Source organism: Streptomyces spinoverrucosus (assembly GCF_015712165.1).
GTDB classification, from domain to species: Bacteria; Actinomycetota; Actinomycetes; order Streptomycetales; family Streptomycetaceae; genus Streptomyces; species Streptomyces spinoverrucosus_A.
On the sequence record NZ_JADPZX010000001.1, the window covers coordinates 4,655,916 to 4,672,967 of the forward strand.

The window sequence follows — 17,052 nt, forward strand, 5'->3', positions numbered from 1 at the left end:
CGCCTGGGTGGGGAAACATGCGCTGGCTGCGAGTACTTCTGATCGTCGTCGTGATCCTGGGCGGCCTGTTCGTGGCCGCCGACCGGCTCGCGGTCAACTTCGCCGAGGGCGAGGTCGCGGACCGGCTGCGCACCACCGAGGGCCTGTCGGCCACGCCCGAGGTGTCCATCCACGGCTTCCCGTTCCTCACCCAGGTCGCCGGCGGCACGCTGGACGACGTCGAGGTGGGCATCCAGGACTACGAGGCGGCCGCGGGCGACGGCGAGCAGATCCGGATCGACGACCTGCGGGCGAACATGAAGGGCGTCGAGTTCTCCGGCGACTTCAGCTCCGCCACGGCCGCCTCCGCGACGGGCACGGCGACCATCGCGTACGACGAGCTGCTCAAGGCCGCCAAGTCCGAGCCGACGGAGGTCGCCCCCGGCATCACCGCCCGGGTGGTGAGCCTCTCCGACGGCGGCAACGGCAAGATCGAGGTCGGGCTGGAGATCGAGGCCCCCGTCATCGGCACCAGGGAGATGTCCGTGCTCAGCACGGTGAGCGTCAAGGGTGACACCGTCGAGGTGCGCACCGACTCGCTTCCGGACCTGGCAGGCCTCGACCTCGCCGAGGACTCGGTCCGCGAGATCACCGACTTCCAGCAGGCCATCGACGACCTCCCGGGCGGCGTGAAGCTGGACAAGGTCGAGGCGGCGCCGAACGGGGTGGAGATCTCGGTGCAGGGTTCGAACGTGCAGCTGGCCGGGTAGGACCAGCCCGGACGGCGTCCGCTGTCCGACAGGCGAGACGCCCCGTCCGTACCGCAGATGTGATGGCGTACACAAGCGCCCGGGTGCCGTGTCACGGCGCCCCGGGCGCTTCTTCGTTCTCGCATACTGGACGATCCCGTCTCAGGATGCGACACACCGGTGACACGCCCACCCGACCGTCCCTAAGCTCGACCGCATGAAGCGACAGGCGGATCTCACGAAGCGGCGGGCAGTAGACCTGTGCCGCGTTGCCGCCATGCTCTGTCGCCCCTTCTGAGCGGAAGCCCGACTTCCGCGTTCACTCCCTGCCCTGTTCAGGGCACCCGTGCGCCGCGCCGGTTCCGGCACGCGCGCCCCTTCGCACTCGCACGCCCCGCCGCAACTGCCCCGGAGGAGAAAGAGCATGAGCCGCAGCGACGTCCTGGTCGACGCCGACTGGCTGCAGGAGCACCTGGACGACCCGAGCATCGCCATTGTCGAGGTCGACGAGGACACCACCGCGTACGAGAAGAACCACATCCGTAACGCGATCCGCATCGACTGGACCAAGGACCTGCAGGACCCGGTCCGCCGTGACTTCATCGACCAGGCCGGCTTCGAGAAGCTGCTGTCGGAGAAGGGCATCGCCAACGACACGCTGGTGATCCTCTACGGCGGCAACAACAACTGGTTCGCCTCGTACGCCTACTGGTACTTCAAGCTCTACGGCCACGACAACGTCAAGCTGCTCGACGGCGGCCGCAAGAAGTGGGAGCTGGACGCCCGCGAGCTGGTCGAGGACGTGCCGGAGCGCGCGGCCACCGACTACAAGGCCAAGCCGCAGGACACCTCGATCCGCGCCTTCCGTGACGACGTGGTCGCCGCCATCGGTTCGCAGAACCTGGTCGACGTCCGCTCGCCCGACGAGTTCTCCGGCAAGCTGCTCGCCCCGGCGCACCTGCCGCAGGAGCAGTCGCAGCGTCCGGGTCACGTCCCGTCCGCCCGCAACATCCCGTGGTCGAAGAACGCCAACGACGACGGCACGTTCAAGTCGGACGACGAGCTCAAGGAGCTCTACGCCGAGGAGCAGGTCGACCTCTCCAAGGACACGATCGCCTACTGCCGTATCGGTGAGCGCTCGGCCCTGACCTGGTTCGTCCTGCACGAGCTGCTCGGTGTGGAGAACGTCAAGAACTACGACGGCTCCTGGACCGAGTACGGCTCCCTCGTCGGCGTGCCGATCGAGCTCGGCGCCAACAAGTAACCGACCCGACCGACCTTCCGGTCAGACCCCTTCTGGAGAAAGACATGTGTGGAGCGAAGGCCGGCGGCCCCGACGCCTCGACGATCAAGCCCGGTGAGACCACGATCCAGGGTCAGGTGACCCGCGACGGCGAGCCGGTGACGGGCTACGTCCGTCTGCTGGACTCGACCGGCGAGTTCACGGCGGAGGTGCCGACCTCCGCGACGGGCCAGTTCCGCTTCTACGCGGCCGAGGGCACCTGGACCCTGCGCGCGCTCGTCCCCGGTGGCGCCACCGCCGACCGGACGGTCGTCGCCCAGAAGGGCGGCCTGGCGGAGGTCGCGATCGCGGTCTGACGACCCGGCGCCGAACGGAAGGGCCGCGTCCCGCGGGTTGGACACCTGGGGTGCGGCCCTTCCGCGTGCGCGGACCTACGCTGGAGGTATGTACGCGCGCCGACGGCACGTCTACTTCGCCATGATGGGCACCTGCATCGCGCTGTTCGTCCTGGCCTGGGGAGTCGTACGCCTGTGGTCGACGCCGGTGGCCGTGGGCATGTGCGTGGTCGCCATGGTGATCCCGCCCGTCGCCGCGATGATCGCCAACCGCCGGGGCCCGGAGGACCGCTGGTGGGACGACCCGTCCGGCGATCCCCAGTCCGACGAGTGGTGGGACGAGCTGGACGGCAAGAAGCGCCCCGGCCCCCGGTGACCCCGGTCAGTAGACGAGGGCCTGCGTGTCCTCCGCCAGCGCCTCCTGCACGAACACCTGCGCGCCCGCGATCCGTACGCCCTCGATGACGTCCTTCTCCGTGATGTCGCGGCGGGCCGCGCACTGGGTGCACAGGGTGAGGCGGCCGGCGGTCAGGATCGAGTCGATCAGGTCGGGCAGCGGGGCGGCGTGCGGCAGCTCGAACTCGGCCGCCCGGCCCGGCAGGGCGAACCAGGCGGACTCGCCGGTCAGCCAGACGGAGACGTCCACACCGCTGGCCACGGCCACCGCCGCGACCGTGAACGCCTGCGAACAGCGTTCGGGGGCGTCCGCCCCCGCCGTCACCTTGATCACGAGCTTCTTCGCCATGGCCGAATCGTAATCAACCGCCCGGGAGAGCCGGTTGCCGCCCTGAGGGCGTACCTCACAAAGAGGCCTGTGCCCCGGCCGCGTAAGCTGGGGCACGGCCTTGTGCACCACGACCCCGCTCACCAAGGAGCACCCCCGTGATCCTCTTCTTCGAAATCCTGCTGGTCCTGGTCTGCGTCGGCGTCCTCGCCTTCACCGGTCTGGCCGTGAAGAAGCTGTACCAGGGCCAGCGCTGACCACCCACGCCCATCCACGTACGAGACTTCTGAGCTGCTCATGATCGAGATCCCGTCCGACCTCCACAAGGACCTCGTCCCCCTCGCCTTCCTGCTCGGCAACTGGGCGGGCGCGGGCGTGCACGACTTCCCCGGCGCCGAGAAGTGCAACTTCGGGCAGGAGGTCACCTTCACGCACGACGGCCGGGACTTCCTGGAGTACCACTCCCACACCTGGGTGCTCGACAAGGACGGCAACAAGGTCCGGCCGCTGGAGTCCGAGCACGGCTTCTGGCGCATCGACGCCGACCGCAAGGTCGAGGTCACGATGACCCGCGACGACGGTGTCATCGAGATCTGGTACGGCGAGCTGGCCGACCAGAAGCCGCAGATCGACCTGGTCACGGACGCCGTCGCCCGCACGGCCGCCTCCCGCCCCTACAGCGGCGGCAAGCGGCTGTACGGCTACGTCAAGGGCGACCTGATGTGGGTCGGCGAGAAGCAGACCCCCGAGGTCGAGCTGCGGCCGTACATGTCCGCCCAGCTGAAGAAGGTCGTCACCCCCGAGGACGTCGAGCGCTGGGCGAAGGCCCTGCCGGACGACCTCCCGGACGACGGTATCGCCTTCTTCAAGTGACCTTCTGCTCGTGGCCCTAGACTTTCAGTGTGGTGAGCACCGACTGGAAGAGTGACCTCAGGCAGCGCGGCTACCGGCTGACGCCGCAGCGGCAACTCGTGCTCGAAGCCGTGGACACCCTGGAGCACGCGACCCCCGACGACATCCTCGCCGAAGTGCGCAAGACGGCGTCGGGGGTCAATATCTCGACGGTGTACCGGACGCTGGAGCTTCTGGAGGAGCTCGGGCTGGTCAGCCACGCGCACCTGGGGCACGGGGCACCCACGTACCACCTGGCCGACCGGCACCACCATCTCCACCTCGTCTGCCGCGACTGCACGAGCGTCATCGAGGCGGATGTCTCGGTGGCCGCCGAGTTCACCGCCAAGCTGCGGGAGACCTTCGGCTTCGACACCGACATGAAGCATTTCGCGATCTTCGGCCGGTGCAAGGACTGTACGGCTGCCAAGAGTTCGACCGCCAAGGGTTCGACTGCCAAGAGTTCAACTACCGAGTCGTAGGCTTAGCGTATGAAGAGCCCCCTGCTGTCCCTGCCCGGCGCCGTCCCCGCCGAAGGAGTGGACGAAGGCGTCGCCGCCCACTACGGCGACCTGTTCCGCGAGCAGCGCGCCCTCGCCGACGGCACCGGTTTCGTCGACCTGTCGCACCGCGGGGTCGTCACCGTCTCCGGCGAGGACCGGCTGAGCTGGCTGCACCTGCTGCTCACCCAACACGTCAGCGAGCTGCCCGCGGGCGAGGCCACCGAGGCGCTGATCCTGTCCGCGCACGGCCACATCGAACACGCGCTCTACCTCGTGGACGACGGCGCCACCGTCTGGGCCCACGTCGAACCCGGCACCCAGGACGCGCTGATCGCGTACCTGGAGTCGATGAAGTTCTTCTACCGGGTCGAGGTCGCCGACCGGACGGCGGACTTCGCGGTCGTCCACCTGCCCGCCGGTTCCATCGCCGAGGTGCCGGAGGGGGTCGTCGTCCGGGAGACGGCGTACGGGCGTGATCTCTTCCTGGCGCGCGCCGACCTGGAGTCCTACGCCGCGAAGGCCGGGCCGGCCGCCGGGATCCTGGCGTACGAGGCGCTGCGCGTCGAGCAGCACCGGCCCCGGCTCGGCTTCGAGACCGACCACCGCACCATCCCGCACGAGCTGGGCTGGATCGGCACCGCCGTGCATCTGCAGAAGGGCTGCTACCGGGGGCAGGAGACGGTCGCCCGGGTGCAGAACCTGGGCAAGCCGCCGCGCCGGCTGGTCTTCCTCCACCTCGACGGCAGCGAGGTGCACCTGCCGACGCGCGGCACCGAACTCCGGCTCGCCGACGAGGGCCCCGACGGCCGCAGGATCGGCTTCGTGACGACGTCCGTGCGGCACCACGAGCTCGGTCCGGTGGCGCTGGCGCTGGTGAAGCGGAACGTGCCGGTGGACGCGCGGCTGGTGGCGGACACGACGGCCGCCGCCCAGGAAGTCGTCGTGGAGCCCTGAGGCTCAGATCTCCAGCAGGACGGTGAACGGGCCGTCGTTCGTCAGCCCCACCCGCATCTGTGCGCCGAACCGGCCCGTCTCCACCGTCGCGCCCAGTGCGCGCAGCTGCGCGACCACCTCGTCGACCAGCGGCTCGGCCACGTCGCCGGGCGCGGCCGCGTTCCAGGTGGGGCGGCGGCCCTTACGGGCGTCGCCGTAAAGGGTGAACTGGCTGATCACGAGGAGCGGGGCGTCGATGTCGCTGCACGACTTCTCGTCGTGCAGCATCCGCAGCGACCACAGCTTGCGGGCGAGCTGCGCCGCCTTCTCCTTGGTGTCCTCGTGCGTCACTCCGACCAGGACGCACAGCCCCTCGCCGATGATCTCTCCGACGGTCTCGCCGTCAACGACGACGCTCGCGCCGTCCACCCTCTGCACCACTGCACGCATACGACCATCATGCCGGGCGGTGTCACCGGCTTTCGCGGGTGGTCCGTACCAGCATTCTTTTTGATCCCTAACCCCCCATCTGGGGCTGTTCGTGGGCACTCGGTCACATAGCGGCCACTTGGGGTGGCACGATGGCGCCACACGCCGGTCGAGGGGACGGTAGAGGCACATGAGAACACCGAGTACCGGGCAGCCGCCTGGGGCTGTCTCGTTGACCCACGCGGGAGCCCAGGAGTCACTCCGGCCACCCGTGCAACGCACTGACAGCCCACAGCTGCCGCCGGATCCGCCGGCGCACGACCTGACCGCGCTGAGTTTGGCCGAATTGCGCGCCCTGCGCCGGGACGCCCAGCGCGACGAGGCTGATCTCAGCTATGTACGACGGCTGCTCCAGGGGCGTATCGACATCCTGCGGGCAGAGCTGGCGCGCCGGGGGCCGGCGTCCCCGGTGGACACGGAGACTGCCGAGGCGTCGGTGGTCGAGCGGCTGCCGGAGATCCTCACGGACGCCCCGGCCCGGCACCGCTCCTCCGCGCGCCATGTGACGCTGGGCACTCCGCACAACGAGGAGTACCGGCGGCTGGCCGCGGACATGCTGGCCGAGGTCGAACTGTCCGCGCTGGACGCGCGTACCGATCTTGAGCTGACCACCGCGATGGGGCGGCTCGTGCGCTACGAGCAGCAGGTGTCCCGGCGGCGGCAGCGGCTGCAGCGGACCACGGACGAGTGCAGTGCGGAGATCGCGCGGCGGTACCGGGAGGGGGAGGCACAGGTCGACGACCTTTTGGTGTGACGGCGCCATGGCCTGCCAGGGCCTGTCCGGCGGATCGCGTCGGCGTCGCGGGCCCTCGGCCGCGCGGAAGAACGAGCGGGCGCCGGCCGTTTCGGCCGACGCCCTGCTGCGCATGTCCGGGCGGACTTGGTGCCCGGACCTGTTCTGGTGCTCCCTCCTGCCGGGGACGGGTGGGTGCTTTTCGCTATCCGTAGCGTGCTCTTCAGTTGTGGCTGTGCACTCTGCTTGTTGAGTTGTCGGTGTGCAGTTGTCGATGTGCAGTTGTGACTGTGCCGACCGACCGAGCTCCCGGCTCCCCTCCGGAAGGGAGCCCGATCAGCCCGTCTGGGCGAGCAGCATCACCAGGAGCACTGCTCCGATGCCGCCGATCATGGTGTTCTTGGCCTTGATCCCGACGGTGAGCGCGACCAGGGCGATGATGCCCATCGGCCCGAACTTCCACTGGACGAACTGTTCGACGCCGATGGCCAGGGTGGCGATGACGATGGCGATGAGCGGCATTCGGTCCCCCTTCGAAAGCTCCGCCCTGGTGGCCAACCCTTGGGACTGCTGACCAGGTTGCTGAAGTTGGCGACCAACTTCACTGTACTTATCTCCACTTGGAAGCGTCTCATAACCACCTACTTCTGAACTGCCGGAAGATGGCGGGAAGTTGTAGTGTTTGGTCGTGGACCGGGAACACGTCCCCGTCAATGGACGGAAGAGGCCACAGCCGCCACAGATGTCACACCGCGAGGTGGCCGACGAGCTGCGCGCCCGGATCAGGGACCGGGTCCTGCGGCCGGGCCAGCGCATGCCCACCCAGGCCCGGCTGGCGGAGGAGTTCGGCGTGGATCGCGGGACGGTCCGGCAGGCCCTGCGCACCCTGCACGAGGAGCGGCTGCTCACCAACGTGTCCAAAGGGAGCCCGGCGACGGTGGCCCCCGAACCCGACCGGGCGCCGGCCGGCCCGGAAGCCCCGCCGCAGCCCACCACCGTGGCACTCGCCCCCCGGGTGGCGGCCGCCTTCGCGGCCCCGCACGTGGAGATCGACGCCCTCTGCCTGACCTCGATATCGCTCACCCTCTCGATCGGCGAGCCGCTGCGCCGGATCCACGCGGGTGAGCTGAAACCGGCCAAGGTCGACGTCCGCGTCCTGCTGCCCAGCCGGGAGATCGACCTCGCCTTCCCGGCGCCGGTGGACCCGGCGGACGCCGACCGGCTGCACCAGCGGTGGCTCGCGATGCGCAACGCCCAGGGGCAGGTGCTCCAGCACAATCTGCTGGCGCTGCGCTCCACGCACGGGATCGACGTGCACGTCTCCTTTCGCGCCCTGCCGTTCACGCCGCCGGTGAAGCTGTACCTGCTCAACGGCTCGGAGGCGCTGTTCGCGTACTACACGCTCAGGCGCCGCGAGGAGGAGATCGACCACGAACAGCTCCAGCTGTACGACGCCGAGGGCACCCGGTCGATGCTGTTCGCCTTCGAGCAGGGCGCCGGGCTGCGCGACGCGGCGTTCGTGGAACAGTCGCACCTGTGGTTCAACGCACTGTGGGAGACGATCAGTTCGGAGCTGGTGCTCACGAACTGACGCCTCCCGGGTTGCGGGACGGGGCCGCGGGTCGTTCACATGGCGGGGCCGGTCACGAGAAGTGCGAGCACGACCGCCCCGATCGAGCTGACGGCCGGGCTTTTCGCCTTGATTCCGATGGTGAGCAGGAGCAGGCCGACCACGCCGGTCGTGCCGTACTGCCATGCGACGATCTGCTCGAAGCCGACGACGAAGACCGCGGAGAGGAGAGCGAGGGCTGGCATGGTGGTTCCCCCTTCTGACGGCCGGGGAGGCAAAGCTTCCGCCAACTCGACTGACTTGCTTGGAAGTTGGCAACCAACTTTGATTAAGTTGTCCCCACTTGGTGGATATCCATAAACAACTTGCAGGTAACTGCCCTCAGATGGTTTTGAGTTGTAGCGTTTGGTCGTGACCCAGGAGAACGTGGCAGTGAACGGCAGCAGAAGGCTCTCGCCCCAGGAGATCGCCGACACCCTGCGGGACCGCATCCGCAGCGGCGACCTGAAGGCGGGCGACCGCCTGCCCACCCAGGCCGAGCTCGCCGAGGAGTTCGGCGTGGAGCGCGGCACGGTGCGCCAGGCCCTGCGCGCCCTCCAGGAGGACGGCCTGCTCAGCAACGTCAGCAAGGGCAGCCCGCCGCGCATCGCGGTGCCGTCCGCGACGGGCAGCAGCGAGCCCCAGCCCACCATGGTCGGCCTCGCGCCCCGGCTGACGGCGGCCTTCGCCGACCGGCACGTCCGCATCGACGCCGCCTGCCTGACCGCCGAGACCCTGATGCTGGCGCTGAGCGAGCCGGTCCGCGCGATCCACGAGGGCCGCGTCCACCCCGAGTCCATCAGCGCCCGCATCCTGCTGCCCTCCCGGGACATCAACCTGGCCTTCCCGATCTCGGTCGAGGGAGGCGGCGACGACGACCCGGTCCACCAGCGCTGGCTCGCGCAGCGCAACGCCCAGGGCCAGGTGCTCCAGCACAATCTCCGCTCCCTGCGCGCCTCGCACGGCATCGACGTACGCGTCACCTTCCGGGCGCTGCCGTTCACCCCGCCGGTGAAGCTGTACCTCCTCAACGGCCGCGAGGCGCTGATGGCGTACTACCTGGTCACCCGCCGCGCCGAGGACGACGGCACCGGGCCCCTGGACATGTACGACGTCCTGGGCGCCGAGTCCCTCCTCTTCTCCTTCGACCGGGAGGCCGGCCGCCGGGACGTGGCCTTCGTGGAGCAATCGCAGATGTGGTTCAACGCCCTCTGGGAAACCATCACCACGGACCTGACACTCTTTGAGTGACTTCTGATGCGACGCAGACCGGTCCAGTGACAGCGGAGACCGGCAAGGAGACCGAAGAACTGCGCCAACTGATCAACCGCGCCCGCGTCGTCCTCTGGGACTTCGACGGCCCGATCTGCCGGCTCTTCGCCGGCCACTCGGCGGAGGGCGTGGCGAGCGACCTCGTGGAGTGGCTGGAGGGCAGGGGCTTGCGGGGGTTGCTGACGCAGCGGGAGCGGCAGTCCCTGGACCCGCACGCCGTGCTGCGCGCCGTCGACCGACGGCAGCGCGGCAGTGACCTGGTGGCCGAGCTGGAGGAACGTCTCACCATAGAGGAGCTGAAGGCCGCGCCCCTGGCGATGCCCACCGCCTACGCCGACCCGTTGATACGCACCTGGACGGCGGTGGGATCCCGGCTGGCGATCACCACCAACAACTCCCCCCGCGTGGTCCGCGCATACCTGGCGAGCCGCGGTCTGCTCGCCTGCTTCGCGCCTCACGTCTACGGCCGAACCCAGGACCTCCAGCACCTCAAGCCGCACCCGCACTGCCTCAACCAGGCCCTGCACGCCCTCGGCGCGGCGCCCTCGGCCGCGCTGATGATCGGCGACACACCCTCCGACCTGGAGGCCGCGCGGACGGCCGGAGTTCCGTTTCTGGGCTACGCGCGTAACAGGGCCAAGGAGAAACTGCTCCGCGACGCCGGTGCCACAGAGGTCGTCGGCTCGCTGGAGACGGTGCTGGCGGCGGTCCGGAGTCAGGCCTGAGTCATCAGCGGCGCCGGTGCTTCCGCGAACGGGCGGTATGGGGAGGCCGGCGGCGGTACGGTCGGCAGGTGGATCAGCGGCAGATGGGCGTTGATGGAGGCGGTGGCAGGGAGTCCAGGCGGGTCTCCGGCGAACTGCGGGCCCGGATAACCGACGGGACGTACCCCCTTCGCTCCTTCCTGCCCTCGCAGCGCCACCTCGCGGACGAGTTCGGCGTTTCGCGGGACACCGTCCAGCGGGCCCTGCGGGAACTGGCCGACGAGGGCTGGATCGAGTCCAAGCAGGGCAGCGGTTCGCGGGTGGTCAAGACCCAGCGCATACAGTCCTCGACGGCCGGGGCGACAAGGTCACGCCGGCGTGTCACCCTGGGGCCGCTCGTCAGCGAGGCCTTCGAGCGGCCCGAAGTGGCGCTGGATGTCTACACGCTGACGTCCGAGAGCCTGCACGCGCACATCCGGTTGCAGGCGGAGCGGATCCGCGGCGGCTTCATCGCCCCCCAGCACATCACCCTGCGGATGCTCCTGCCCTCCAGGACGGTGCCGCTGCCGTATCCGCGCGTCAGGGACGGCACGGACGACCCGCTGATGCGGGCACGTCTGGACGCCATCACCGAGCGCCACACGGCGTCACTGCGGGGCGCGCTGGCGGAGCTGGCGACGGAGGGCCTGGTGCCGGCCGTCGACGTGCAGATCCGACACGTACCGTTGACGCCGGCGTTCAAGCTCTATCTCCTGAACGGCGCCGAGGCACTGCACGGCCCGTACGAGGTGACTGAGCGTCAGATCGAGCTGGAGGAGGGCCGGAAGGTCACCGCCTTGGACGTCCTGGGCCTCGGTGCCACGTTGACGCACCACGTCAAGGACGCGGATCCGGACTCGCTGGTTTCGGTGTTCGTGGGCAGCATGCAGGCGTGGTTCGACTCGGTGTGGGAGCGCCTCACCGAGTAAGGCCTACCGCCCGGGCCGCTCCTCCGGCGGCACCCATCGAGGGTCGGCGATGACAGGGTTCTCGGGCTTGATGTATTTCAGCTTCTCCCACAGGTTCCGGTGCCACTCCATGTGGTGCTCCGCGATCTCCTGTGTGGAACGGGATTTCGAGCGCCGGTCCCATCCGATAATGCGTGCCTGTCCGTATCTGAGCCCGAAGCCGGCGGTGTCGAGGATACGGTAGTCGTTGTCCTGCCAGCTGACTTCCGCTTCCACGATTCCGTAGGGCGCGTAGAAGAGTTTTTCCTGGTTGAGTATGTAGAACTTGCGTTCAGGGACCTGCGGAGACTCCCTGACTTCGCAGGAGATGGTGATGTGAGGATTTCTCTCGTGGACACTGTCCAGGAGTTCCTTGAGTTCGTTCCAGTTCGGCTTGGTGAATGCGTCCCGCATACGTCGGCGGTTCTCCATCGAGTCCGCGAAGAAGACCGTGCCGCTCGGGTGTTCGCTGTTCTCGGGCGCCGGGTCGAGGCGTCCGGGGAGGCTCATTGGCAGATTGAGATGGGCAACGATGATGCGGAGCGTCAGCTCTTGTGTCCGTACCTCCTCGTCGGCCAGCCGCTGCAGCGGTTCCCTCAGCAGACCGATCAACGTCTGCATGGTGAAACCCGAGAAGTCGATTCGGACATGCCGTGCCTCGAACGCCTCCCAGAACGGGGTCTGGAGATCGTTGAGGTTGGCGAGGACGTAGACGCCCGAGACTTCCTGAGGTTCGGAGTCGCTGATGGCGTCGAAGAGGATGAGAGCGATCAGCGCGGCGAAGGATCCGCCCACCAATTCGCGGCCTTTGAGGGCGTCTCCGAGGGGCTGGATGATCTCCGCGGCTATTCCGAGCGCGGCGACCCCGGCGAGAAACCCCTTCACCAGGCGGGGCTTCCACGTCCCCATGAAGTGCCGAACGCGCTGGAGTCTGGACGGGCGTCCGTCGCCCGATCTGCTGGGAGACACGCCCACCCCCTGTACACGCGCCCGCGCGCCATGGGCGGACGCGATGTCGGTCGATCTCCGTGGCACACCATGATGCCGTCATCAACTCGGCGGCACCAGAAGGTCAGTTGGTGGCGATCAGTGCCTCGGCGGCATCGATGAGCGGTTGGTGCGAGGAGATGACCCCGTCGGCACGGCGGGCCGCCATCTCCGCGGCTCGTGCCGGCGACGGGGTGTATCCGAGGAAGCGGGTACCCGCCGCGTGAGCGGCCTGGAGGTCGGTGATCTGGTCCCCGACGAGAAGACAGGCGGGCGGTGGCACCCGCAGGTGGCGCAGTGCACGGTTCACGGAGGAGGGGTGCGGTTTCATGTGCAGCAGTTCGTGCGGGTCTCGCCCCACGACATCCGCGAACTTCGACTGCAGGCCCACACTTTTGAGGAACTCCCAGACCGGGCCTTCGGCGTTGTTGCTCACGATCACAAGGGGCAGTTTCAGATTCACGAGGGCATCGACGAGTTCCCCGATGTTCTGTGTCGGCCGGGCCGACCTGACCGCCTCGTACTCGAACCGTGTCACGACGGCTTCCGCCCGATCGAGTGCCGTGCGGCTGCGGGGAGCCGGGGCCGGCCGGTCGTACATGTCCCTGAGGCGCCGGAGGATGCCGTGCGAGTCCTCGCATGCCTCGACGTCAGGGTCCAAGGCGCCCCAGATGGCCCGGGCCAGGTCCTTGATCTCGTCGGCGACGGGCGCTGTCGAGGCATCGCCGAACAGGTCGGTGACCGGGCCGTCGAAATCGAGCAGCACCGCTCGCGTGCCACGGAGAAGTTCCGTCAGGCGTGCCCGCTGATCGAGTGCGTCGCCCATGGGCCTCCTCCCGGTCATCCGGTTCAGTGTGGCTCACGGAACGCCGCACTGCCAGCACCGCAGGCCGGAGTGCATTTCGGGCAGAGGCGGATAGGTCGTCGCACAAGTGCGCGCCGCGTACTCATCTGGTGGGACCGCGTGCGAGGAAGGACGAGCGTCCTGCCACGATGCGTGCCTGTGACGGAGTAGCGTGCTGCCACTTCTGCACCCTCCGGAAGGGTCCAAGGCGAAAGAAACGGGCAATGGCACCCGAATCAGCTTCCATCGCTCGGCTGCACGCGGTCGAGGTGAGTGGGGACTCGAGTGTGGTCGAAGGGCCACTTCAGGGCTACCACCACGAGACCTATGTGATTCCGCTCCCCGGGACGACGGGCCGATGGAAATGCCGGGAGCCACGCAGCAATCTTGAGTGGTTTGACCGGCGGTGCTTCGCCTCCGAGGAGCAGCTGCTGACAGCTCTGGCGGGCCGGATCCCCAAAATTCCGGACATCATCGAAGTCGGGGGCTTCCGCCTGCAGCGCTTCATCGAGGGGCATACGCTCGGCACTCTGCACCGATCCGGTCACCCCGTTCCTGACGTGGTCTTCCGGCAGATCGCAGAGTTCTTCGGTCAACTGGTCGACGTGGGCCCGGAAACGCTTCTGGTCAAGCGCCGTTGCAAACGTGAGGACAGGCCGGAGGACGGTGATACCGAGGGGTTCCTGGAACGGCTGGTCTGTTTCACCGAGGAGCGTGTGTATGAGGAGAACCTGAAGGTTTTCGAAGGGCTCTTCGGGGCCCTCGGATTGGACGAGGAGTCGTTCAAACGGCTTCGCAAGCATGTGTCCGGCCTTCGGCTGAGGCCCTTCAGCCTGCTCCACGCCGACCTGCACCGCGAGAACTTCATCGTGGATTCCCGCGAGCGGCTCTGGACGATCGACTGGGAACTGGCGATGGTCGGCGATCCGCTCTACGACCTGGCAACGCATCTGTATCTGATGCGCTACCCGAAGTGGCAGGAGCACCAGATGGCGGTGCAGTGGCGCGCCGCCGTCGAGAAGGTCCGCCCAGGAGCCTCGAACGGCATGGAGCGCGACCTTGCCCTGCTCATCGACTACAAACGGGCTCAGTCCGTGTTCACGGATGTCATCCGGGTGGCCCTCGCGCTGGACGCCGAGCCGGACGTCGACCGGCGGCGCCTTGGTCAGGCCGGACTGAAACTGAGGAAAATCCTCGCTGCCGCCGCCGTACCACTTGGTCTGGAGTCCGTCCCGGGCGTGCAGCGGATCGCTACAGCACTCATGCGCTGGCATCGCGCACACGGGCGGGGCAGCACCGCGCTGTCCCTCTGACCGGGGCCGCACGTGGTGGGCCGGGACTCTGGCTGGTGTGTAATTTCCTCCGTCTTCCGTGTGACACCAGGAGCGGCCGGTGGGTGCCAGTCCTGTTCCTCTTCCCCGGACAGGGGAAGGAGCCGCCCGTGGTTTGGCTGTCGCTGTCAGGGCGTTCATGGAGCGCGTCGAGTCCTTGGGGCATGTGACGCACGACCACCACAACACCAACTGACCGTCCGCGTTCCGCGCGCCTCTGCGCTGCCTGTGGCTCCCGGCACCGTCAACTGGCAGCCGGACATGCGTGTCCCCGAGCATGCTGCGTTCCCCTACTCCGCGGTGCGCCGAGCGCTGTTGGCGGAAGTGGCGGATCCGGCCGGGCTCAGGTTCGAAGGAACGTCCCACCAGAGCACGGTCGTCCGCGTTCCTGAACTGGAGGTGCCGGTCGTGGTCAGGCGGAGGCGCGATCGGATCGGCGCCATCCAGCCGCGGTACCTCAGCGAACACGCGGTGCTCAGAGCCATCGAGAGGTCAGGCGTCCCCGTGCGCGCGCCCGCCGTGCTGGCGCTGGGCGTCAGCGGCCTGCACGAACAGTTCGCCATCCACACCTACCTCGGGCCGCGCGCCGGCCGGCCGCCCAGCCATCCGGAGGGCGGGCTCCGGCCGCACGAGGCCGACGATCTTGTCGACCAGCTCTGTGGCCTGACCAAAGTGGACACCAAGTCCCTCGCCCCCATGGCCGACGGCCTTCAATTCCACACCTGGCTGTGCGATCGACTCGTGGACTTCGTGGACAACTTGCCGGACCAGGCGAAACAGCTCGCCGGCAACCTTGGGCTGCCGGACGGCACCCGGCTGGGACTGATCCTCGCCCGGCATCGGCTCACCCCGCGAGAGCCCGTCCTGCTGCACGGAGACCTCAACCCGTGGAACCTCGTGCGGGACGAGCGCGACGGCCGTCTGGGGATCATCGACTGGGAGCGGGCCATGGTTGGCGACCCCCTCTACGACCTGGTCAGGCATTTCCACCTGACGCCGACCCGACCGGAGATCCGGGACCGTATGCTCCGGCGCTGGCAGCAGCGGCTGCCCGACCAGTACACCGCGGGCTGGCGAGAGGACCGGCACGTGTACCGCTGGATCGAAGGGATCCGTTCGGCCTACGTGGACCTGGCCCGCCTGGTGAGCCGGGACCGTGTCGAGACGCCCGACGTACGGAGGGCGCTGGATTCCTACGCCAGCACTCTGGACGTCGCCACCGCGACACTCGGAGTGCGGGCCAAGGCGGCACCCAACCCTCTGCTCGTCCACGCGCTGCCGGGCGGCGCCGGAGGCGGTGGTCGTGCCGCTGGCGACCGGGTTCCGGGTGCCCGCGGCGGTGGTGGGGCTCGCGAACCGGCTGCTGCGGCGGCTGGACGTGGACGTGCCTGAGGCGCGGTCGCTGCGCACGGACGGGGAGTTGCGGATTCGTGAGGCGGCGGGCGATCTGCGCGGGGCGGTCGTGACGGCCGTGCGGGACGCGCTGGGGCGGGAGGGTTCGGTGGGGGTCGTCGCCGCGGACGCGGACGCCGGGTGGGTGCGGGAGGCGCTCGCGGCGGCCGGGATCGGCGCGGCGGGGCCGGAAGAGCTCGGCGCGCGGGTGACGGTGGTGCCGGCGAATGTGGTCAAGGGACTGGAGTACGACCATGTCGTCGCCGTCGAGCCGGCGGCCATCGCGGAGGGGGAGCAGGCGGAGGGGCGGGGGTTGCACCGGCTGTATGTGGTGGTGACGCGCGCGGTGTCGCGGCTGGACGTGGTGCACGCGCGCGTGCTGCCGTTCTGAGGGGGTGGCGCCTCCGGGGTTGTTCCCGGAGGCGCCCGAAGGAACGTCAGGCGTCGAGCAGGGGGATCAACTGCTCCTCCTCGTACGTCAGATGCGCCTCCAGCTCCGCGGTGAGGCGCTCGACCTCGGTGCGGGCGGTGGCCGGGTCCTGCGTCGCGACCGCCCTGCGCAGGTCCTCGACGAGCTCGGCGATGCGGTCGTGCTCCTCGCGCAGCCGTTCGATGGCGGGGGCGGCCGTGGGGTTGCGGTCGGCCAGGAACGGGAACAGGCCGAGATCCTCGCCGGTGTGGTGGTTGTGCAGGCCGTGGCAGAAGGTGAGGCAGTTGACCCGCAGCTGGGCGCCGAGGGAGCCGCTGTTTCCCGTTGCTCTGTTCATCTCCTGCCGGATCAGCGCGAGTTCGCGCCGGAAAGCATCATGAACGACCTTGATCGCCTCGCCCATGGAACCGGCGTTGATGTTCCCGGGGCCGTGGCCCGCGATCTCGTACAGCGCCACGACCGGTATCACCCGCCCGGCCTTCTCCTGGTACGCCGCCCAGCCCGCGTCCGTCTCGACGGCGCGCGCGAAGGCCTGGTCGCGTTCCTCGCCCTCCAGCACCACGGCCCGCGCCTGGTAGGTGAACGCGCCGCTCTCCACGGTGACCTCGGGATGGGCGAGGAGGTTGTGGTACCAGGCCGGATGCCTGGGGGCGCCGGCCGCGGAGGCGATGACCAGGATGCGGTCGCCGCCGTCGGGGAGGTAGGCGACGGGGGTGGTGTGCTCGGCACCCGAGCGGGCGCCGGTGGTGGTGAGGAGGATGAGCCGGGCGCCCTCGAAGTGGCCTCCGACGTGGCCCCGGTAGGCGCGGAACTCCTCGATGATCTGTTGGTTGAAGTTGTTGATGGTGTCGTTGGGCATGCTCGTTGTTCTCTTCTCTCTCTGGCGGTGGTCGTCACTGGTCGTCGGTGAGCGAACGC

Annotated in this window: 22 protein-coding genes and 1 pseudogene; 16 read left to right on the forward strand and 7 right to left on the reverse strand. The window is 68.7% G+C overall.

Annotation, left to right across the window (positions count from 1 at the left end; translation table 11 throughout):
• The first annotated feature begins 17 nt into the window (after positions 1 to 17).
• The 5 genes from I2W78_RS21065 to I2W78_RS21080 all read left to right on the forward strand — a co-directional run bounded on the left by I2W78_RS21065 (position 18) and on the right by I2W78_RS21080 (position 2,682).
• The gene (locus tag I2W78_RS21065; RefSeq protein WP_196461820.1) at positions 18 to 749 is read left to right on the forward strand and encodes an LmeA family phospholipid-binding protein; all 732 of its coding nucleotides are present in this window, start codon (positions 18 to 20) and stop codon (positions 747 to 749) included.
• Between the two features lie 196 nt (positions 750 to 945).
• Positions 946 to 1,026 (forward strand): Ms5788A family Cys-rich leader peptide, encoded by an 81-nt coding sequence (locus I2W78_RS41705; RefSeq protein ID WP_350751515.1) that lies wholly within the window; start codon positions 946 to 948, stop codon positions 1,024 to 1,026.
• Positions 1,027 to 1,152: 126 nt separating this feature from the next.
• On the forward strand, positions 1,153 to 1,992 hold the full coding sequence (locus I2W78_RS21070; RefSeq protein ID WP_196461821.1) for a sulfurtransferase: 840 nt from the start codon (positions 1,153 to 1,155) through the stop codon (positions 1,990 to 1,992).
• A gap of 44 nt (positions 1,993 to 2,036) precedes the next feature.
• Entirely contained in the window at positions 2,037 to 2,327 is a 291-nt protein-coding gene (locus I2W78_RS21075; protein WP_196461822.1) for a DUF1416 domain-containing protein, read from the forward strand.
• Between the two features lie 88 nt (positions 2,328 to 2,415).
• Positions 2,416 to 2,682, forward strand: coding sequence for a DUF3099 domain-containing protein (locus tag I2W78_RS21080; protein ID WP_196461823.1), 267 nt, complete (start codon positions 2,416 to 2,418; stop codon positions 2,680 to 2,682).
• Positions 2,683 to 2,688: 6 nt separating this feature from the next.
• Here the strand turns inward: I2W78_RS21080 and I2W78_RS21085 are convergent, their stop codons facing one another.
• On the reverse strand, positions 2,689 to 3,051 hold the full coding sequence (locus I2W78_RS21085) for a DsrE family protein (RefSeq protein WP_196461824.1): 363 nt from the start codon (positions 3,049 to 3,051) through the stop codon (positions 2,689 to 2,691).
• A 276-nt stretch (positions 3,052 to 3,327) separates the two neighbouring features.
• On the opposite strand from I2W78_RS21085, the gene I2W78_RS21090 reads away from it, so the two are divergent.
• From I2W78_RS21090 to ygfZ, 3 genes are read left to right on the forward strand one after another with little or no spacing between them, the layout of a single operon-like run.
• On the forward strand, positions 3,328 to 3,903 hold the full coding sequence (locus tag I2W78_RS21090) for an FABP family protein (protein WP_196461825.1): 576 nt from the start codon (positions 3,328 to 3,330) through the stop codon (positions 3,901 to 3,903).
• Positions 3,904 to 3,932: 29 nt separating this feature from the next.
• Positions 3,933 to 4,403, forward strand: a complete 471-nt coding sequence (locus tag I2W78_RS21095) for a Fur family transcriptional regulator (protein ID WP_196461826.1) — start codon at positions 3,933 to 3,935, stop codon at positions 4,401 to 4,403.
• Positions 4,404 to 4,412: 9 nt separating this feature from the next.
• Positions 4,413 to 5,378 (forward strand): CAF17-like 4Fe-4S cluster assembly/insertion protein YgfZ, encoded by a 966-nt coding sequence (gene ygfZ / locus I2W78_RS21100; RefSeq protein ID WP_196461827.1) that lies wholly within the window; start codon positions 4,413 to 4,415, stop codon positions 5,376 to 5,378.
• A gap of 3 nt (positions 5,379 to 5,381) precedes the next feature.
• On the opposite strand, the gene dtd is transcribed toward ygfZ, so the two are convergent.
• Positions 5,382 to 5,807 (reverse strand): D-aminoacyl-tRNA deacylase, encoded by a 426-nt coding sequence (dtd, locus tag I2W78_RS21105; protein ID WP_196461828.1) that lies wholly within the window; start codon positions 5,805 to 5,807, stop codon positions 5,382 to 5,384.
• A 169-nt stretch (positions 5,808 to 5,976) separates the two neighbouring features.
• Here dtd and I2W78_RS21110 point away from each other — a divergent pair, with 169 nt between their 5' ends.
• A complete protein-coding gene (locus I2W78_RS21110; RefSeq protein WP_196461829.1) occupies positions 5,977 to 6,600 on the forward strand; it encodes an RsiG family protein in 624 nt (207 codons plus the stop codon).
• 315 nt (positions 6,601 to 6,915) lie between these two features.
• Here I2W78_RS21110 and I2W78_RS21115 read toward each other — a convergent pair whose 3' ends face one another.
• Entirely contained in the window at positions 6,916 to 7,101 is a 186-nt protein-coding gene (locus tag I2W78_RS21115; protein ID WP_196461830.1) for a hypothetical protein, read from the reverse strand.
• Positions 7,102 to 7,321: 220 nt separating this feature from the next.
• Between I2W78_RS21115 and I2W78_RS21120 the strand changes: the two genes are divergently transcribed.
• Positions 7,322 to 8,170 carry a winged helix-turn-helix domain-containing protein gene (locus tag I2W78_RS21120; RefSeq protein WP_230885535.1) on the forward strand — a complete coding sequence of 283 codons (849 nt, stop codon included), beginning with the start codon at positions 7,322 to 7,324 and terminating at the stop codon, positions 8,168 to 8,170.
• Positions 8,171 to 8,205: 35 nt separating this feature from the next.
• Here I2W78_RS21120 and I2W78_RS21125 read toward each other — a convergent pair whose 3' ends face one another.
• Entirely contained in the window at positions 8,206 to 8,394 is a 189-nt protein-coding gene (locus tag I2W78_RS21125) for a hypothetical protein (protein ID WP_196461832.1), read from the reverse strand.
• 160 nt (positions 8,395 to 8,554) lie between these two features.
• On the opposite strand from I2W78_RS21125, the gene I2W78_RS21130 reads away from it, so the two are divergent.
• The 3 genes from I2W78_RS21130 to I2W78_RS21140 all read left to right on the forward strand — a co-directional run bounded on the left by I2W78_RS21130 (position 8,555) and on the right by I2W78_RS21140 (position 11,132).
• A complete protein-coding gene (locus I2W78_RS21130) occupies positions 8,555 to 9,439 on the forward strand; it encodes a winged helix-turn-helix domain-containing protein (RefSeq protein ID WP_196461833.1) in 885 nt (294 codons plus the stop codon).
• A gap of 26 nt (positions 9,440 to 9,465) precedes the next feature.
• Entirely contained in the window at positions 9,466 to 10,185 is a 720-nt protein-coding gene (locus tag I2W78_RS21135; RefSeq protein WP_196461834.1) for an HAD family hydrolase, read from the forward strand.
• 68 nt (positions 10,186 to 10,253) lie between these two features.
• On the forward strand, positions 10,254 to 11,132 hold the full coding sequence (locus tag I2W78_RS21140; protein ID WP_374222689.1) for a winged helix-turn-helix domain-containing protein: 879 nt from the start codon (positions 10,254 to 10,256) through the stop codon (positions 11,130 to 11,132).
• A 3-nt stretch (positions 11,133 to 11,135) separates the two neighbouring features.
• Here I2W78_RS21140 and I2W78_RS21145 read toward each other — a convergent pair whose 3' ends face one another.
• Together I2W78_RS21145 and I2W78_RS21150 are read right to left on the reverse strand one after the other, a co-directional pair.
• Positions 11,136 to 12,119 carry a hypothetical protein gene (locus I2W78_RS21145; RefSeq protein ID WP_196461835.1) on the reverse strand — a complete coding sequence of 328 codons (984 nt, stop codon included), beginning with the start codon at positions 12,117 to 12,119 and terminating at the stop codon, positions 11,136 to 11,138.
• 103 nt (positions 12,120 to 12,222) lie between these two features.
• Positions 12,223 to 12,963 (reverse strand): HAD family hydrolase, encoded by a 741-nt coding sequence (locus tag I2W78_RS21150; RefSeq protein WP_196461836.1) that lies wholly within the window; start codon positions 12,961 to 12,963, stop codon positions 12,223 to 12,225.
• 242 nt (positions 12,964 to 13,205) lie between these two features.
• On the opposite strand from I2W78_RS21150, the gene I2W78_RS21155 reads away from it, so the two are divergent.
• The 3 genes and pseudogenes from I2W78_RS21155 to I2W78_RS21165 form a co-directional block, all read left to right on the forward strand.
• Positions 13,206 to 14,294, forward strand: coding sequence for a phosphotransferase (locus tag I2W78_RS21155; protein ID WP_196461837.1), 1,089 nt, complete (start codon positions 13,206 to 13,208; stop codon positions 14,292 to 14,294).
• Positions 14,295 to 14,573: 279 nt separating this feature from the next.
• Entirely contained in the window at positions 14,574 to 15,704 is a 1,131-nt protein-coding gene (locus I2W78_RS21160; protein WP_196464660.1) for an aminoglycoside phosphotransferase family protein, read from the forward strand.
• A pseudogene (locus tag I2W78_RS21165) lies at positions 15,601 to 16,095 on the forward strand (AAA family ATPase); the annotation flags it as partial. The gene I2W78_RS21160 and the pseudogene I2W78_RS21165, both read left to right, overlap by 104 nt.
• Positions 16,096 to 16,141: 46 nt before the next feature.
• On the opposite strand, the gene I2W78_RS21170 reads toward I2W78_RS21165, so the two are convergent.
• Complete coding sequence (locus I2W78_RS21170) at positions 16,142 to 16,993, reverse strand: nitroreductase/quinone reductase family protein (RefSeq protein WP_196461838.1); 852 nt, start codon at positions 16,991 to 16,993, stop codon at positions 16,142 to 16,144.
• Between the last annotated feature and the right edge of the window lie 59 nt (positions 16,994 to 17,052).

What these genes read in the sequence shown, in the direction of transcription:
- I2W78_RS21065 (WP_196461820.1), top strand. Translation starts at nt 18, where the DNA reads ATGCGCTGGCTGCGAGTACTTCTGATCGTCGTCGTGATCCTGGGCGGC.
- I2W78_RS41705 (WP_350751515.1), top strand. Translation starts at nt 946, where the DNA reads ATGAAGCGACAGGCGGATCTCACGAAGCGGCGGGCAGTAGACCTGTGC.
- I2W78_RS21070 (WP_196461821.1), top strand. Translation starts at nt 1,153, where the DNA reads ATGAGCCGCAGCGACGTCCTGGTCGACGCCGACTGGCTGCAGGAGCAC.
- I2W78_RS21075 (WP_196461822.1), top strand. Translation starts at nt 2,037, where the DNA reads ATGTGTGGAGCGAAGGCCGGCGGCCCCGACGCCTCGACGATCAAGCCC.
- I2W78_RS21080 (WP_196461823.1), top strand. Translation starts at nt 2,416, where the DNA reads ATGTACGCGCGCCGACGGCACGTCTACTTCGCCATGATGGGCACCTGC.
- I2W78_RS21085 (WP_196461824.1), bottom strand. Translation starts at nt 3,051, where the DNA reads ATGGCGAAGAAGCTCGTGATCAAGGTGACGGCGGGGGCGGACGCCCCC.
- I2W78_RS21090 (WP_196461825.1), top strand. Translation starts at nt 3,328, where the DNA reads ATGATCGAGATCCCGTCCGACCTCCACAAGGACCTCGTCCCCCTCGCC.
- ygfZ (WP_196461827.1), top strand. Translation starts at nt 4,413, where the DNA reads ATGAAGAGCCCCCTGCTGTCCCTGCCCGGCGCCGTCCCCGCCGAAGGA.
- dtd (WP_196461828.1), bottom strand. Translation starts at nt 5,807, where the DNA reads ATGCGTGCAGTGGTGCAGAGGGTGGACGGCGCGAGCGTCGTCGTTGAC.
- I2W78_RS21110 (WP_196461829.1), top strand. Translation starts at nt 5,977, where the DNA reads ATGAGAACACCGAGTACCGGGCAGCCGCCTGGGGCTGTCTCGTTGACC.
- I2W78_RS21115 (WP_196461830.1), bottom strand. Translation starts at nt 7,101, where the DNA reads ATGCCGCTCATCGCCATCGTCATCGCCACCCTGGCCATCGGCGTCGAA.
- I2W78_RS21120 (WP_230885535.1), top strand. Translation starts at nt 7,322, where the DNA reads ATGTCACACCGCGAGGTGGCCGACGAGCTGCGCGCCCGGATCAGGGAC.
- I2W78_RS21125 (WP_196461832.1), bottom strand. Translation starts at nt 8,394, where the DNA reads ATGCCAGCCCTCGCTCTCCTCTCCGCGGTCTTCGTCGTCGGCTTCGAG.
- I2W78_RS21150 (WP_196461836.1), bottom strand. Translation starts at nt 12,963, where the DNA reads ATGGGCGACGCACTCGATCAGCGGGCACGCCTGACGGAACTTCTCCGT.
- I2W78_RS21155 (WP_196461837.1), top strand. Translation starts at nt 13,206, where the DNA reads ATGGCACCCGAATCAGCTTCCATCGCTCGGCTGCACGCGGTCGAGGTG.
- I2W78_RS21160 (WP_196464660.1), top strand. Translation starts at nt 14,574, where the DNA reads ATGCGTGTCCCCGAGCATGCTGCGTTCCCCTACTCCGCGGTGCGCCGA.
- I2W78_RS21170 (WP_196461838.1), bottom strand. Translation starts at nt 16,993, where the DNA reads ATGCCCAACGACACCATCAACAACTTCAACCAACAGATCATCGAGGAG.